The sequence below is a fragment of the Leisingera aquaemixtae genome (assembly GCF_019801145.1).
GTDB classification, from domain to species: Bacteria; Pseudomonadota; Alphaproteobacteria; order Rhodobacterales; family Rhodobacteraceae; genus Leisingera; species Leisingera aquaemixtae_A.
Map to the genome: position 1 here is coordinate 101,241 of NZ_JAHVJQ010000009.1, position 13,948 is coordinate 115,188.

Sequence of the window (13,948 nt, forward strand, 5' to 3'; positions counted from 1 at the left end):
AAAGCTCAAGCTTAATCTTCCGCAATCTGCTCCAGCCCGCGGCGGTCAAGGATGCGCAGCTGGCCGCGGCCGGTTTCCACCAGCCCCATCCGGGCGAATTCCCGCAGCCGCCGGGTGACAAAGGCGCGGCCGGAAGCGGTTTCGGCAGCCAGCGCGTCATGGGTGATGCGGAGGCTGCCGCCTTCCCCTGCAAGCCGCAGCAGCACCCGGGCAAGGCGGGCATCAAAGCCGGTGAGGGCGACATCCTCCACCAGCTGTTCGTAATCGGCAAAGCGGCGGGCAACGGCGGTCAGCACTTCGCTGCGGAATGCGCCGTCCTCCGACATCGACTGGCGGAAGGCGGGGTGCGGGATGATCTCGCCCTCCAGCGCGGTTTCTGCCACGCCCTCGGCCGCATAGCTGCGCCCGTCCGTGAGGCAGGCAAAGGTCTGCAGGCAGACGTCGCCGGGGCCGACGCGGTACAGCACGACTTCGCGGCCGTTGGCGGCGGTCAGGGTGACCTTGATGCTGCCGGAGGTGAGCCGGACAAAGCCGGGGCACTCCTGCCCGGGGCGGAACAGCACGGTGCCGGCGGGGCAGGAGAGGCGGCTCATGCCTGTTTCCGGCGGCTGAGGGCGCTGCGGAACTCCGACAGGCGGAAGGCGCCGAGGGCCTGACCGGCCGTGAAGTAGACCGTGCCGCCCAGCACCACCAGGCCAAGCAGCGACAGGTAGCGCCAGTAGTCCAGCGTGAACAGCCAGCCGGCGGCAGCGGTCACCGTGTAGAGCACCGCCCCCATGACGGCGGAGGCCGCCAGGATGCGCCAGGCGCGGCGGCGGAAGCGGGCGTCGAACCGGGCCTCCTCCCCCATGCCGCGGGTGCCGAGGGCCAGCAGCGCCACCATCGCCCAGCCTGCGGCAGAGGCGGCAATGGCGGGGGCGATCCAGCCCAGCGCCGGTTTCAGGCCAAAGGCCAGGCCTGCGTTCACCACCATGGCCACCAGCGCATAGCGGAACGGGGTCCTGGTGTCCTCGCGCGCGAAATACAGGGGCTGCAGCACCTTTTGCAGCATGAAGGCAGGCAGCCCTGCGCCATAAATGGCAACGGCAATGGCGATGGCGGCCACATCCTCCGGGCCGGTGGCGCCGCGTTCATAGAGAACCGAGACCAGCGGCACCGGAACCGTCATGAAGGCCACGGCCGAGGGCACCGCCAGCAGCAGCGAAAACTCCCCCGCGCGCGACAGGGCGTCCTGGGAGCCGGTGCTGTCGCCTGCGCGCAGGCGGCGGGACAGCGCGGGCAGCAGCACGATGCCGACGGCAATACCCACCACGCCCAGCGGCAGCTGGTAGAGGCGGTCGGCAATGAACAGCCAGCTGGCCGCCTTTTCGATGTCGGATGCCACATACTGGCCGACAACAAGGTTGATCTGGGTGACCCCCATGGCCAGGGCGGCGGGCACCGCCACCCGCACCAGATCGCGCATCTCGGCATTCCAGCGCGGCAGGCCGGGGCGAAGGACAAAGCCCGCGCGGGCCGCCGCGGCCCAGACCAGCGCCAGCTGGGCCACGCCGGCCACCGGGACGGTCCAGACCAGCCAGACAATCACATCGCCGCCCAGCACTGCGCCGGCCGTCATGGCCGCGCAGGTGAAGATGTTGAGCAGCACCGGCGCCGCTGCGGCGGCGGCAAACCGCCCGGTGGCGTTCAGCACCCCGGAGAAGAGGGCTGCCAGCGACATGAACAGGATGTAGGGAAAGACGATGTGGCCGTACCCCACAGCCATGTCGAAGCGCGCGTCGCCCACGAAACCGCCCGCCGTCAGCCAGACCAGCCCGGGCATGAACACCATGGCCAGCCCGACCAGCGCCAGCACTGCCGCCGCCAGCAGGTTGAAGGCCTGCTGGGCATAGTGTGCGGGGTCCTCGCCTGCCTCATAGCGTTTGGAGAAGGCCGGGACGAAGGCTGCGTTGAAGGCGCCTTCGGCAAAGAAGCGGCGGAACATGTTGGGCAGGCGGAAGGCTACGATGAAGGCGTCCAGAACCGGTCCGGGCCCGATGAAGGCGGCAATCAGGATCTCGCGGGCAAAGCCCAGAAGGCGGCTGGCCAGCGTCCAGAACCCGACGGTCAGGAAACCCGACAGCAATTTGATCGGTTTCATGTATCCGCCCGTTTTGCGCCCTCGGCAATGGCTGCCCGCAGCTTCTTCTCCAGCGTCCGCTGCTTGGACTCCGAGTAGTATTTCAAACCGAACATGTCCTTGACATAGAAGGCATCCACCACCTGCTCGCCATAGGTCGCGATCACCGCATTGGCAATATAGACATTGGCAGCCGCCAGGGTGCGGGCCAGATCGTACAGCAAGCCGGGCCGGTCGCGGGTATCGACCTCGATGATGGTGTAGATCTCCGAACCCTCGTTATCGAAGGTGATATGGGTCGGCACCTTGAAGGCGCGTTCCCGCTTCTTGATCTTGTCGCGGGATTTCAGCGCGTCGCGGGTGATGACCTCGCCCTTGAGGGTCTTTTCGATCATCTGCTTGAGCCGGTGCAGGCGGATCGGATCGAAGGGGTGGCCTTCGCTGTCCTGAATCCAGAAGGCATCGGTCACATAGCCGTCCTTGGTGGTGTAGGAACGCGCATCCACCACATTGGCGCCGACCAGAGCCAGGGCGCCCACGATGCGGGCAAAGATGCCCGGGTGGTCCTCCATCACGAAACAGGCGCGGGTCGCGTCGCGGTCCACATCCGGATAGAGCCGGATCATCACCTCGCCCGGATCCCCCTTGGCGGTGAAGTCGCGCAGCATTTCGGCAAAGTCCACATGCGCGGTCACATGCAGCCCGTGCCAGTAGGGCGGGTAGTGGCGGGCGGTCTCGGTCTTGAGGTCGGTCTTGGACCAGTCCGGCAGCGCCTCGCGCAGGGCCTTCTTGGCCGACGCGCCGCGGTGTTCGCGGTTCAGCGCCTCCATGCCGCCCTCCAGCGCAGCGCGGGTCTGGGCGTAGAGCGCCCGCAGCAGCGCGGCCTTCCAGTTGTTCCAGGTGTCCGGGCCGACGCCGCGGATATCGCAGACGGTCAGCAGCAGCAGAAGGTCCAGCCGTTTGACCGTCTGCACAGCCTTGGCGAAGTCGCGCACCGTGCGCGGGTCGGCGATATCGCGCTTCTGCGCCATGTCCGACATCAGCAGGTGATAGCGCACCAGCCATTCCACGGTTTCGCATTCCGAAGGCTTCAGCCCCAGCCTGGGCGCCACCTTGCGGGCGATCTGGGCGCCCAGGATCGAATGGTCCTGCTCGCGGCCCTTGCCGATGTCATGCAGCAGCATCGCCACCATCAGCACCTTGCGGTTCAAGCCCTTGCGCAGGATTTCAGAGGACAGCGGCAGTTCGTCCTCCAGCTCGCCGCGCTCGATGGCGGCATAATTGGCGATGACCTGAATGGTGTGCTCATCCACCGTGTAGGAGTGATACATGTTGAACTGCATCATCGCCACGATGGGTTCGAACTCCGGCAGGAAGGCCGACAGCACACCGAGTTCGTTCATCCGCCGGAGGGCGCGTTCGGAATTGCCGTGCTTCAGCAGAAGGTCGAGGAAAAGCTTCCGCGCCTCCTTGTCGTTGCGCATGTCCTCGTCGATCAGGTGCAGGTTGGCCGTCACCAGCCGCATCGCGTCCGGGTGGATCAGCATGCCGGTGCGCAGCGCTTCCTCGAACAGCCGCAGCAGGTTGACCCGGTCTTCCAGGAAGGCCTTGGGGTCGACCACATCCAGCCGGTTGTGCACCACTTTGTAGCCGGGCTTGATCCGCGGGCGGCGGCGGAAGATCCGCTCCAGGAGCGGCGCGTTCTTCTGCTGGCTGGCCTCCAGCTTGGTCAGGAAGATGCGGGTGAGGTCGCCGACCCGGGTGGCGTGGCGGAAATACTCCTGCATGAACACTTCCACGCCGCGGCGCCCGGCCTTGTCCTCGTAGCCCATGCGGCTGGCCACCTCGACCTGCAGGTCGAAAGTCAGCTGCTCGGTGGCGCGCCCGGTTGCCAGATGCAGATGCGCGCGCACCGCCCACAGGAACGTGGCGGCCTTGGCAAACAGCTCCATCTCCTCGGCGCGGAACAGCCCCAGCGGCACCAGCTCCTCGGCATCTTTCACCTGGTAGAGATACTTGGCGATCCAGAACAGCGACTGCAGGTCGCGCAGGCCGCCCTTGCCCTCCTTCACGTTGGGCTCGACCATATAGCGCTGGCCCTGCTTCAGGTGGCGGGCATCCCGTTCAGCCAGCTTGGCTTCGACAAATTCCTGCGCGTCCTGGGAAAACAGCTCCTTCTTGAGGCGCTTGTCCAGCTCCTTGGCCAAGGGGGCGTGGCCTGCCAGGAACCGGTGCTCCAGCATAGCCGTGCGGATGGTGTAGTCTTCGCTGCCCAGCCGGATGCAGTCCTTGATGGTGCGGCTGGCATGGCCCACCTTCAGCCGCAGGTCCCACAGGATGTAAAGCATGGATTCAATCACGCTCTCCGCCCAGGCGGTGATCTTGTAGGGGGTCAGGAACAGCAGGTCGACGTCCGAGGCCGGCGCCATTTCCCCCCGGCCGTAACCTCCCACCGCCAGTACCGCGATGCGCTCGCCCTGGGTCGGGGTGGCAAGCGGGTGCAGCAGCTCGCCGGCGACATAAAGCGCGGTGGTCACCAGCCCGTCGGTCAGGAAGGTGTAGGAGCGGGCCATCTCCCGCGCGGCAAAGGGCTGCGCAGCAAAGGCCTCGGCAATTGCTGCGCGGCCGGCCTTGTTGGCGGCCTTCAGGATTTTCACCGTCTCGCTGCGCAGGGCCGCGGCGGGCGTGTCCTCTGCCAGCGCCTTGATCTGCGCCCGGATGCTGCCGGCGTCAAAGATGTCCGGCGGGCTGCAGATCAGCGGTCCCAGCGGTTGCGGCAGGCCATTGGCAGAGGCTTTTGCAGGGCGGGCGGCAGGGTCAGAAACCGGCGCCTGCGAAGCTGCTTGGGGCTGGGTCAATGATCACGACTTTCTGTTCTTGGATGGAGGCAACCGCCAGACCGCGTTCATTGGTGCCGTCGGGCCGCAGACGGAAGATGCCGCCTGCGCCCTGGAAGCCTGCGCCCTGGGTCAGGGCGCCCGCGGTCAGGGCGTCGGACTTGCCGGCCGCAACCAGCGCGCCGATGGCGGCGATGCCGTCATAGGCCAGGCTGCCGATGGAATGCGGAGCGGCGCCATAGCTTGCCTGGTAGCGGGCGCTGAACTGCTGCACCTTGCTTTGATCCGGCAGGGCGAACCAGCCGCCCTGCACGCCGGGCAGGGACAGGGTCTGCGGCGGGATATCCCAGCGGGTCAGGCCGATGTACTGCTTTTCTGCCGGATCGACACCGGCTTCCGGCATCAACTGCGCCAGCAGCGGCAGCGCACCTGCGGTTGTCGACGTCAGGAACACGGCGTCTGCGCCGGCGGCTTCGCTGCGGATGGCGGGGATGGCGTTGATCACGCCTTGCTGGGACAGCTCATAGCCGACGCTGCCCGCGACGCTGGCGCCGGTTTCGCTGGCCGCGCGCTGGATCGCGTTGCGCCCTGCCACGCCCGCGGCATCATTGCCGCCGACGATCAGGATGTTGCGCTTGCCGTTGCGGGCGGCAAAGCTGGTCAGCCGCCGCGCGGTGTTGTCGAAGGTCGGCCCCAGGATAAAAACGTTGCCGCCGGCAATGGCCGGGTTGTTGGAAAAGGCCAGCACGTTCACGCCGCGCTGGCGGGCCGCGATGCCGGCCGCATTGGCGGCTTCGGCATAAACCGGGCCAAGTATGACCCGGGCGCCGTCGCTCAGCGCCTGCTGCGCGGCGCTGGAGGCCACCTCGGGGCTGCCTGCGGTATCATAGACCCGCAGGTCGATCTGCACACCGTCCAGATCGGCAATTGCCATGCGGGCGGCGTTTTCCAGGCTCTTTGCCAGCACGCTGTCGCCCTGCTGCGCAGAGCCGCGCGGCACCAGCAGCGCCACCGGAACGGGTTTGGAGGTGTTAATGGTCGGGCCGGTGCCAACGGCAATCGGGTCACAGGCAGTAAGGGCAATGGCGGAAACTGCCGCGGCGGCTGTCAGAGCCGCCTTGCGGGCGCGTTTGAAAACAGCAAACATAATGGCTTGAAACTCCGTTCTCCCGGCGCGGCAGCGCCGTGTGGGTTTTAGGGCGGATCATAAACGACCAAAAAGGCGGGTCCAGCGTTGAATCACCAGAATGTCATATTGTCCCCCGGGCTGTACTTTGTTGCCACGCCGATCGGCACCGCCCGCGACATTACCCTGCGGGCGCTGGATGTGCTGGCCTCGGCCGATGTGCTTGCGGCTGAGGATACACGCTCGCTGCGCAAGCTGATGGAGATTCACGGGGTGCCGCTGGGCGGGCGGCGGATCATCGCCTACCACGACCACAGCGGTACCGGCGCGCGGGCCAAACTGCTGGAAGCGATTGGCGAGGGGAAATCGGTTGCCTACGCGTCTGAGGCCGGGATGCCGCTGATTGCGGACCCCGGCTTTGACCTCAGCCGTGCGGCGGCGGAGGCGGGCCATACCGTCACGTGCGCCCCCGGGGCCTCTGCCGCGGCCACCGCGCTGACGCTGGCAGGGCTGCCGACAGATGCGTTCTTCTTTGCAGGCTTCCTGCCCAATGCCTCGGGTGCCCGGCGCAAGCGGCTGGAAGAACTGCGGGAAATTCCCGGCACGCTGATTTTTTATGAATCGCCGAAACGGGTGGCCGCCTCGGTTGCCGACATGGCGGCGGTGCTGGGCAACCGCCCTGCCGCGCTGTGCCGCGAACTGACCAAGAAATTCGAGGAGGTGCGCCGGGCGCCGCTGACCGATCTGGCAGCGGGTTTGGAGGAAAGCCCGGTCAAGGGCGAGATTGTGCTGCTGGTCGACCGCGCGCAGGAGGCGGAAGTCAGCGAGGGTGATCTGGAAAGCGACCTGCAGGCCGCGCTGCAGGGCAATTCGGTCAAGGATGCCGCCGGGATCGTCGCCGAGATGCACGGGCTGCCCCGGCGCAAGGTCTACCAGATGGCATTGCAGCTGGCGAAGGGCGGCTGAGGCATGACCCGCGCCCGCCAGCACCGCGGCGCCCGCGCGCATCTGGCCGGCGCGGCCGCGGAGGAAATCGTGGCGCGCCACTATGAAAACCGCGGCTACACCGTGGCCGAGCGCCGCTGGCGCGGGCCGGGCGGCGAGATCGACCTGATCCTGCGCGGCCCCGGGGAACTGGTGTTTGTCGAGGTGAAGCACAGTGCCACCAGCGCAAGCGCGGCCATGCGCATCACACCGCGGCAGGCGGAGCGCATCTATGCCAGTGCCGGGCAGTATCTGGAGAACGAGCCGCAGGGCCAGCTGACGCCGGTGCGGTTCGATGCGGCGCTAGTGGACGGCTCAGGCGCGGTGGAGATCATTGAAAACGCCTTCGGGATGGACTGAACTGCGCCTGACCCATTGAACCCGGGACAGCGCTGGGCCATGTATTTGGCCAGTTTACAAGGGATACTGCCATGAAGATCGCCTTTCAGATGGACCCGGTCATGGGCGTGGACATCAATGCGGACAGCAGCTTCCGCCTGGCCGAAGAAGCCCAGGCGCGCGGCCATGAGCTGTTTTTCTACACCCCGGACCACCTGGCCTATCAGGAGGGCCATGTCACCGCCCGCGGCCATGACATGACCGTTCAGCGGGTCGAGGGCGTTCCGGCGGTGCTGGGGCCGGAGCGGGAGGTGGACCTCGGCACATTCGATGTGGTCTGGCTGCGCCAGGACCCGCCCTTTGATATGCATTACATCACCTCGACGCACCTCCTGGACCGGCTCAAGGGGCAGACGCTGGTCGTGAATGATCCTTTCTGGGTGCGCAACTATCCGGAAAAGCTGCTGGTGCTGGATTTCCCGGATCTGACCCCGCCCACGGCGATTGCCCGCGACCTGCAAACCATCAAGGCGTTCAAGGAAAAGCACGGCGATATCATCCTGAAGCCGCTTTACGGAAACGGCGGGGCAGGGGTGTTCCGGCTCGACCACGGCGACCGCAACCTGACCGCATTGCACGAGTTGTTCACTGGCTTCAGCCGCGAGCCGCTGATCGTGCAGAAATTCCTGCCTGACGTCAGCAACGGTGACAAGCGGGTGATCCTGGTCGACGGCGAGCCGGTGGGGGCGATCAACCGGGTGCCTGCGGCAGGTGAAACCCGCTCGAACATGCATGCCGGCGGGCGCCCGGAAAAGACCGGCCTGACTGAGCGCGACCTGGAAATCTGCGCCGCCATCGGCCCGCTGCTGCGCGAAAAGGGCCAAATCTTTGTCGGCATCGACGTGATCGGCGACTACCTGACCGAGATCAACGTGACCTCGCCCACGGGCATTCAGGAGCTGGAGCGTTTTGACGGGGTGAACATCGCCGGGAAGGTCTGGCAGGCGATCGAAGCCAAGATCAGCTGATGAGCTGGCAGCGCCGCGCCATCAACGCATGGATGCGCTATGGCATGAAACCGGTGCTGCAACTGACCAGCAACCCGGAGCTGGCGCGCAGGGTATTTGAAGCCTTTGCTCCCCGGCTTTATCCGGCGTTGCCGTTTACCAGGCTGCAGCGGCGGCCTGCGCCTGTGCCGCTGAAGCTGGTGTCCTGCGGGCAGGTGCGGCGCGGGCAGATCATTCTTTTCCTGCATGGCGGCGCCTATCTGGCAGGCAGCGCGCGTGCCTATCAGGGGATGCTGTCCCGCCTGTCACGGGCGTCCGGGCTGGAGATTGCAGTGCCGGATTACCGGCTGCTGCAGCAGGCCCCCTTTCCGGCGGCTTACGAGGATGCCCGGGCGGCTTGGGCGTATCTGCGCCAAAGGGGGTATGCAGCCAGGGATATACTGCTGGCCGGTGACAGTGCCGGCGGCGGGCTGGCGCTGGCGCTTCTTGCGGGTCTTCTGGAGGAGGGAGAACGCCCCGCGGGCCTTGCCGCCTTCTCTCCCTGGTGCGACCTGACCCTGAGCGGGGCCAGCATTCAATCCAATCGGAACAGGGATGTGATCATTCCGGCTGGCCGAATGAAAGAGGTTGTGGATCAATACCTTGCGGGTGCGGACCCGGCGGATGTGCGGGCGTCGCCGCTGTTCGCCCGCTTCCCCGACCCGCCGCCGGTGCTGATTCAGGCTGGCGACAGCGAAGTGCTGCTGTCAGATTCGCAGCGCATGGCGCAGCTGCTGGAGGCCTCGGGCGGCGAGGTGCGCTTCAGCCTGTGGCAGGATGTTCCCCATGTCTGGCAGTTCATGGCGGGCCACTTGCCCGAAGGCCAGGCCGCATTGGAGGAGGCCGCAGCCTTTGCCGCGGATGTGCTCGGCAGCGCATCAGCGTGACGGCGGCAGCCGGAAGCTCAGCGCCTCGGCAAAATGCGGCCGCTGCACCTGTTCCTCGCAGGCCAGATCCGCAATCGTGCGCGCAACCCGCAGCACCCGGTGGTAGCCGCGTGCGCTGAGGCCGAAGCGTTCGGCGGCCCGGACCAGCAGGGCGCGGCTTTCGGCGTCCGGGGCGGCGATGTCCTCCAGCAGTGCGCCTTCGGCATCAGCGTTCTGGCGCAGGCCGGGGTGGGTGCGGAACCGGGCCGCCTGCATTTCGCGGGCAACTGCCACCCGCTGCGCGACTTCAGCCGAGCCCTCGGCGCTGGGCGGCAGCTCCAGATCGGCCACATCCACGGGCGGCACGTCCAGGTGCAGGTCGAAGCGGTCCAGCAGCGGGCCGGAAATCCGGCCCAGATAGTTTGCTCCGCAAATGGGGGCCTGGGAACAGGCGCGGTTGGCATCGGCCAGATAGCCGCATTTGCAGGGATTGGCGGCCGCCACCAGCATGAAGCGGCTGGGGTATTTCACGTGGGCGTTGGCGCGCGCCACCATCACCTCGCCGGTTTCCAGCGGCTGGCGCAGGGTTTCCAGCACCGGGCGGCCGAACTCCGGCAGCTCGTCCAGGAACAGCACGCCGTTGTGGGCCAGGCTGATCTCGCCCGGCTGCGCCCGCCGCCCGCCGCCGGCGATTGCGGCCATGGAGGCGGTGTGGTGCGGCTCGCGGAAGGGGCGGGCGCGGCTGATGCCGCCTTCGTCGATCAGCCCGCACAGGGAATGGATCATCGAGGTTTCCAGCGCCTCAGCCGGGGACAGCGGCGGCAGGATCGAGGGCAGCCGCGCTGCCAGCATCGACTTGCCCGACCCCGGCGGGCCGACCATCAGCATGTGATGGCGCCCGGCGGCAGCGATTTCCAGCGCGCGCTTGGCGGTCTCCTGGCCTTTGACGTCGCGCAGATCCTTGCCGCCCAGATCGAGGACAGCTTCGCCCGGCGTGGCAGGTTCGATGCGCCGCTGGCCTGTGAAATGCTGCACCGCCTCCGTCAGGGTGGCGGCGCCGATCACCTGCGCGGCGTCGACCCAAGCCGCCTCCGGTCCTGAGGGTTTCGGGCAAAGCAGCATCCGGCCTTCCTCTGCCGCTGTCACCGCTGCGGGCAGGGCGCCGGCCACGGGCATCAGCTGGCCGTCGAGCGAGAGTTCTCCAAGGGCAATGGTCTCCTCGGCTTTCTCCGCCGGGATAATGCCAATGGCGGCCAGCAAAGCGAGTGCAATCGGCAGGTCGAAATGGCTGCCCTCCTTGGGCAGGTCCGCGGGGGACAGATTTATGGTGATCCGGCGCGATGGCAGGGCGATGGACATTGCCGCAAAGGCGGCACGCACCCGCTCGCGTGCCTCCTGCACCGCCTTGTCCGGCAGGCCGACGACCGAAAATGCAGGCAAGCCGGGGGCAACCGCGCATTGCACCTCAACCTGGCGGGCTTCGACGCCCTGAAATGCCACCGTGTAAGAACGTGCCGTCATCTCTCCCCGCCTTCTGAAAGGTCAGGGAGAGATGCTTGGCAATCGTGGTTTCCGATTGGTTAACGTGCGTGGCGGCGAGCCGCGAATTCACGCAGAATTCGCGCAGGCCGCCGGTTCAGTCCAGGGACCAGGGCCGCTTCGGCAGGTCCATCGCATAGGGTTCCGGGTCATAGCTGACCTCATGCGCCTTCTCCTGCCATTGCAGGAAAACCGGGTCCGACAGCAACAGTTTGCAATAGGAGCGGGTTTCAGAGGAAACCGGCAGGCCGTACCCCACGATCCGGGCCGCAACCGGGGTGTAGAACACATCCGCCAGCGAATACGCCCCGAACAGGTAACCGCTGCCTTGGCCGGAAACCTTGCGGGTGTGGGCAAACAGCGCCTCGATCCGGTCAAGGTCGGCCTTTACGCCGCGCGACACCTCGAAGCCTTCATAGATATGGGCCAGCTGCATCGGGCATTCACCGCGCAAGGCAGAAAATCCGCCAACCATTTCCGCCGCCAGCCAGCGCGCTGTGGCGCGCTGTGCCGGATCTGCGGGCCAGAGGCCGGCGTCCGGGTGGCGTTCGGCCAGGGTCTCGGCAATGGCCAGGCTTTCGCCGACAACCATGCCTTCCGGCGTGCGCAGCGCGGGCACCAGCCGTGCCGGGGCCAGATGCGCCATTTCCTGCGCCATGGTTCCGGAATAGAGCCCCACCATACGCACCGTATGGGGCAAAGAGAATTTTTCGAGCATGAGCCAGCCGCGCAATGACCAGCTGGAATACATGCGGTCGCCAATATAGATTTCATAAGCCATGGCAGGAGGCTAGCGCCGGGCGGCGCATTTCAAAATGGAATGTTTGTGATGCCAACCGTCACGGCAGGTGATTGATCACACCCGCCCGCCAGCCATCAGGGCCATAGGAGACCTCGCTGACCGACAGGTTGTCGATCCGGTGGGCAAAGGCCTCTTCTGCCGTGAGCATTTCCGCCCGCTGGATCTGGGTCAGGATCTGGCCGAAATGGCCGACCACGACCAGGTCGCGGCCCCGGTGCGCTGCGATCAGACCGTCAATTTCCGCATTCACACGGTTGCAGACCTGGTGCCAGCTTTCACCGCCCGGCGGGGTGACATCGCCCGGCGTTTCCCAATAGGCGCGGATGCGCTCCGGGTCTTCGGCGTCCACCTCGGCCCAGGTGCGCAGCTCCCAGGCGCCGAAATGAATTTCTCTCAGGGCCCCGGCGTGGGGCAGGCGCTCCCGGCTGCCCTGTATGGCAGTGGCGGTTTCCACTGCCCGGGACAGGTCGGAGGACACCACCAGCGCCCCGGCAGGCAGATATTCCGACAGGCGGTTGAGGGCGGCTGTGTCTGACAGGTCCGCAGGCAGGTCGGACCAGCCGACCATGCATTTCGCATGGGTTGGTCCATGCCGCACCAGGAACAGCCGGGTGATCACAGCGCCCCCTTCAGAACCAGGGGCAGGCCGGCAGTCACCTGAACCACCGTATCCGCCCGCGCGGCCAATGCGATGTTGAGCCGCCCCTGGGCTTCGCGGAACCGTCGGGCCAGCTTGTTTTCCGGGACAATGCCAAGCCCGGTTTCATTGGAGACAATCACCAGGTCCGCCTTGCAATGATCGATCGCGGACAGCAGCTCAGCCTGAGCGGCCTCTAGTTCATGTTCCGCCAGCAGGTGATTGGTCAGCCACATCGTGGCGCAATCCATCAGGCAGACCTGACCCGGCGACAGCGGCGCCAAGACGTGCGCAGCTGTTTCCGGTTCTTCGATAGTGGCCCATCCAGCCCCTCTTTGTTCGAGGTGCCGGGACACTTTTTCGCGCATTTCACTGTCGAATATTTGTGCAGTCGCCCAGTAAACTTTATCTTTTCCGGTGTTTACGCACAGCTGCTCGGCAAATGCCGACTTGCCTGAGGCGGCGCCCCCCAGAATAAAAGTTACATTTGACGGCATTTTTTGCTAACCTATGAGTCCGAAGCCGTTCCTGTGGGTAACTGCAGGGCCCGGTGAAGACAAGAGACCGCAGCATCCCGGGGTTCCGCTTTTTATGGCCGGGAAAGCCTGCGCAGGGGCCAAGATACTATTTAACTTTTCCGTTTTGGCCTTTGGATGAGCCGAGAGACGCATCCCGCGCTGTTGCTGCCGGACTATTAAAAACCGGGCCCCCGATTGTTCCAAACACGCCCCCAGGCGGCAGTTTGTTAATTAGTTTCCGGGGGGAAATCACATGGCACTTGATCAAACAGTGGAAAATCCATTGCCGAGACAGGCAATGAAGGCGGAACTGCTGGACGCAGAGACCGAGCGGCGCCTGGCCTATGCCTGGCGCGACGACCGCGACGTGCAATCGCTGCACCGGCTCATCAACGCCTATATGCGCCTGGCCATTTCGATGGCGGCCAAGTTCAAGCGGTACGGGGCGCCGATGAACGATCTGATCCAGGAGGCCGGGCTGGGCCTGATGAAAGCGGCGGACAAGTTCGATCCGGACCGCGGCGTGCGCTTCTCGACCTATGCGGTCTGGTGGATCAAGGCGTCGATCCAGGACTATGTGATGCGCAACTGGTCGATGGTCCGCACCGGGTCCACCTCGTCGCAGAAATCGCTGTTCTTCAACATGCGCCGGGTTCAGGCGCAGTTCGAGCGCGAGGCGCGCGCGTCCGGGTTAAAGCTCGACCGGCACCAGCTGCACCAGAAGATTGCCAGCGAAATCGGTGTGCCGCTGCGCGATGTCGAGATGATGGAGGGGCGCCTGTCCGGCGCTGACTTCTCGCTCAATGCGATCCAGTCCGCGGACGAGGAAGGCCGCGAATGGATCGATGCGCTGGAAGATGAATCTTCTCAGGCTGAAGAGCTGGTGCAGGAGCGGCATGACCGCCGCCAGCTGCGCAAATGGCTGGTGTCGGCGCTGCAGGCGCTGAACGACCGCGAGCGTTTCATCATCACAGAGCGCAAACTGCGCGAACGCCCGCGCACGCTGGAAAGCCTGGGCACCGAGCTGGGCCTGTCCAAGGAGCGGGTGCGCCAGCTGGAGGCCGGAGCCTTCCAGAAAATGCGCAAATGCCTTGAAGGCCAGTCCCGCGAGGTGCACAGATTGCTTTCATGAGAA

Annotated in this window: 13 protein-coding genes; 5 read left to right on the top strand and 8 right to left on the bottom strand. The window is 65.8% G+C overall.

Translation table 11 applies throughout. The features are described 5' to 3' along the window. Positions 1–11: 11 nt before the first annotated feature. The 4 genes from KUW17_RS18410 to KUW17_RS18425 are packed head-to-tail and all read right to left on the bottom strand — an operon-like array spanning position 12 to position 6,103. Positions 12–593, bottom strand: a complete 582-nt coding sequence (locus tag KUW17_RS18410) for a Crp/Fnr family transcriptional regulator (RefSeq protein ID WP_222481759.1) — start codon at positions 591–593, stop codon at positions 12–14. Then, complete coding sequence (gene murJ, locus KUW17_RS18415; protein ID WP_222481760.1) at positions 590–2,140, bottom strand: murein biosynthesis integral membrane protein MurJ; 1,551 nt, start codon at positions 2,138–2,140, stop codon at positions 590–592. The genes KUW17_RS18410 and murJ overlap by 4 nt, the downstream gene beginning before the upstream one ends. Then, positions 2,137–4,977 (bottom strand): [protein-PII] uridylyltransferase, encoded by a 2,841-nt coding sequence (locus KUW17_RS18420; protein ID WP_222481761.1) that lies wholly within the window; start codon positions 4,975–4,977, stop codon positions 2,137–2,139. The genes murJ and KUW17_RS18420 overlap by 4 nt, the downstream gene beginning before the upstream one ends. Next, a complete protein-coding gene (locus KUW17_RS18425; protein WP_222481762.1) occupies positions 4,937–6,103 on the bottom strand; it encodes a penicillin-binding protein activator in 1,167 nt (388 codons plus the stop codon). The genes KUW17_RS18420 and KUW17_RS18425 overlap by 41 nt, the downstream gene beginning before the upstream one ends. 87 nt (positions 6,104–6,190) lie before the next feature. Here KUW17_RS18425 and rsmI point away from each other — a divergent pair, with 87 nt between their 5' ends. The 4 genes from rsmI (at position 6,191) to KUW17_RS18445 (ending at position 9,338) form a co-directional block, all read left to right on the top strand. Next, the gene (gene rsmI, locus KUW17_RS18430; protein ID WP_222481763.1) at positions 6,191–7,048 is read left to right on the top strand and encodes a 16S rRNA (cytidine(1402)-2'-O)-methyltransferase; all 858 of its coding nucleotides are present in this window, start codon (positions 6,191–6,193) and stop codon (positions 7,046–7,048) included. A gap of 3 nt (positions 7,049–7,051) precedes the next feature. After that, complete coding sequence (locus tag KUW17_RS18435; RefSeq protein ID WP_222481764.1) at positions 7,052–7,426, top strand: YraN family protein; 375 nt, start codon at positions 7,052–7,054, stop codon at positions 7,424–7,426. 71 nt (positions 7,427–7,497) lie between these two features. Then, the gene (gene gshB, locus KUW17_RS18440) at positions 7,498–8,433 is read left to right on the top strand and encodes a glutathione synthase (RefSeq protein WP_222481765.1); all 936 of its coding nucleotides are present in this window, start codon (positions 7,498–7,500) and stop codon (positions 8,431–8,433) included. Then, positions 8,433–9,338 carry an alpha/beta hydrolase fold domain-containing protein gene (locus KUW17_RS18445; RefSeq protein WP_222481766.1) on the top strand — a complete coding sequence of 302 codons (906 nt, stop codon included), beginning with the start codon at positions 8,433–8,435 and terminating at the stop codon, positions 9,336–9,338. Before gshB ends, KUW17_RS18445 begins: the two co-directional genes overlap by 1 nt. On the opposite strand, the gene KUW17_RS18450 is transcribed toward KUW17_RS18445, so the two are convergent. The 4 genes from KUW17_RS18450 to cobU form a co-directional block, all read right to left on the bottom strand. Then, positions 9,330–10,838 carry a YifB family Mg chelatase-like AAA ATPase gene (locus KUW17_RS18450; protein ID WP_222481767.1) on the bottom strand — a complete coding sequence of 503 codons (1,509 nt, stop codon included), beginning with the start codon at positions 10,836–10,838 and terminating at the stop codon, positions 9,330–9,332. The two genes, KUW17_RS18445 and KUW17_RS18450, sit on opposite strands and share 9 nt — an antisense overlap. A gap of 115 nt (positions 10,839–10,953) precedes the next feature. Continuing rightward, complete coding sequence (locus KUW17_RS18455; protein WP_222481768.1) at positions 10,954–11,637, bottom strand: glutathione S-transferase; 684 nt, start codon at positions 11,635–11,637, stop codon at positions 10,954–10,956. A 58-nt stretch (positions 11,638–11,695) separates the two neighbouring features. Further along, a complete protein-coding gene (locus KUW17_RS18460) occupies positions 11,696–12,277 on the bottom strand; it encodes a histidine phosphatase family protein (protein ID WP_222481769.1) in 582 nt (193 codons plus the stop codon). Beyond that, positions 12,274–12,792: a bifunctional adenosylcobinamide kinase/adenosylcobinamide-phosphate guanylyltransferase gene (gene cobU, locus KUW17_RS18465; protein ID WP_222481770.1), complete on the bottom strand. Its 519-nt coding sequence runs from the start codon at positions 12,790–12,792 to the stop codon at positions 12,274–12,276. The genes KUW17_RS18460 and cobU overlap by 4 nt, the downstream gene beginning before the upstream one ends. 274 nt (positions 12,793–13,066) lie before the next feature. Between cobU and KUW17_RS18470 the strand changes: the two genes are divergently transcribed. Next, the gene (locus KUW17_RS18470; RefSeq protein WP_222481771.1) at positions 13,067–13,945 is read left to right on the top strand and encodes an RNA polymerase factor sigma-32; all 879 of its coding nucleotides are present in this window, start codon (positions 13,067–13,069) and stop codon (positions 13,943–13,945) included. Positions 13,946–13,948 lie beyond the last annotated feature (3 nt).

Excerpts from the sequence above, each read along its gene's own strand:
- KUW17_RS18410 (WP_222481759.1), bottom strand. The coding sequence starts at position 593 with ATGAGCCGCCTCTCCTGCCCCGCCGGCACCGTGCTGTTCCGCCCCGGG.
- murJ (WP_222481760.1), bottom strand. The coding sequence starts at position 2,140 with ATGAAACCGATCAAATTGCTGTCGGGTTTCCTGACCGTCGGGTTCTGG.
- KUW17_RS18425 (WP_222481762.1), bottom strand. The coding sequence starts at position 6,103 with ATGTTTGCTGTTTTCAAACGCGCCCGCAAGGCGGCTCTGACAGCCGCC.
- KUW17_RS18435 (WP_222481764.1), top strand. The coding sequence starts at position 7,052 with ATGACCCGCGCCCGCCAGCACCGCGGCGCCCGCGCGCATCTGGCCGGC.
- gshB (WP_222481765.1), top strand. The coding sequence starts at position 7,498 with ATGAAGATCGCCTTTCAGATGGACCCGGTCATGGGCGTGGACATCAAT.
- KUW17_RS18445 (WP_222481766.1), top strand. The coding sequence starts at position 8,433 with ATGAGCTGGCAGCGCCGCGCCATCAACGCATGGATGCGCTATGGCATG.
- KUW17_RS18450 (WP_222481767.1), bottom strand. The coding sequence starts at position 10,838 with ATGACGGCACGTTCTTACACGGTGGCATTTCAGGGCGTCGAAGCCCGC.
- KUW17_RS18455 (WP_222481768.1), bottom strand. The coding sequence starts at position 11,637 with ATGGCTTATGAAATCTATATTGGCGACCGCATGTATTCCAGCTGGTCA.
- cobU (WP_222481770.1), bottom strand. The coding sequence starts at position 12,792 with ATGCCGTCAAATGTAACTTTTATTCTGGGGGGCGCCGCCTCAGGCAAG.
- KUW17_RS18470 (WP_222481771.1), top strand. The coding sequence starts at position 13,067 with ATGGCACTTGATCAAACAGTGGAAAATCCATTGCCGAGACAGGCAATG.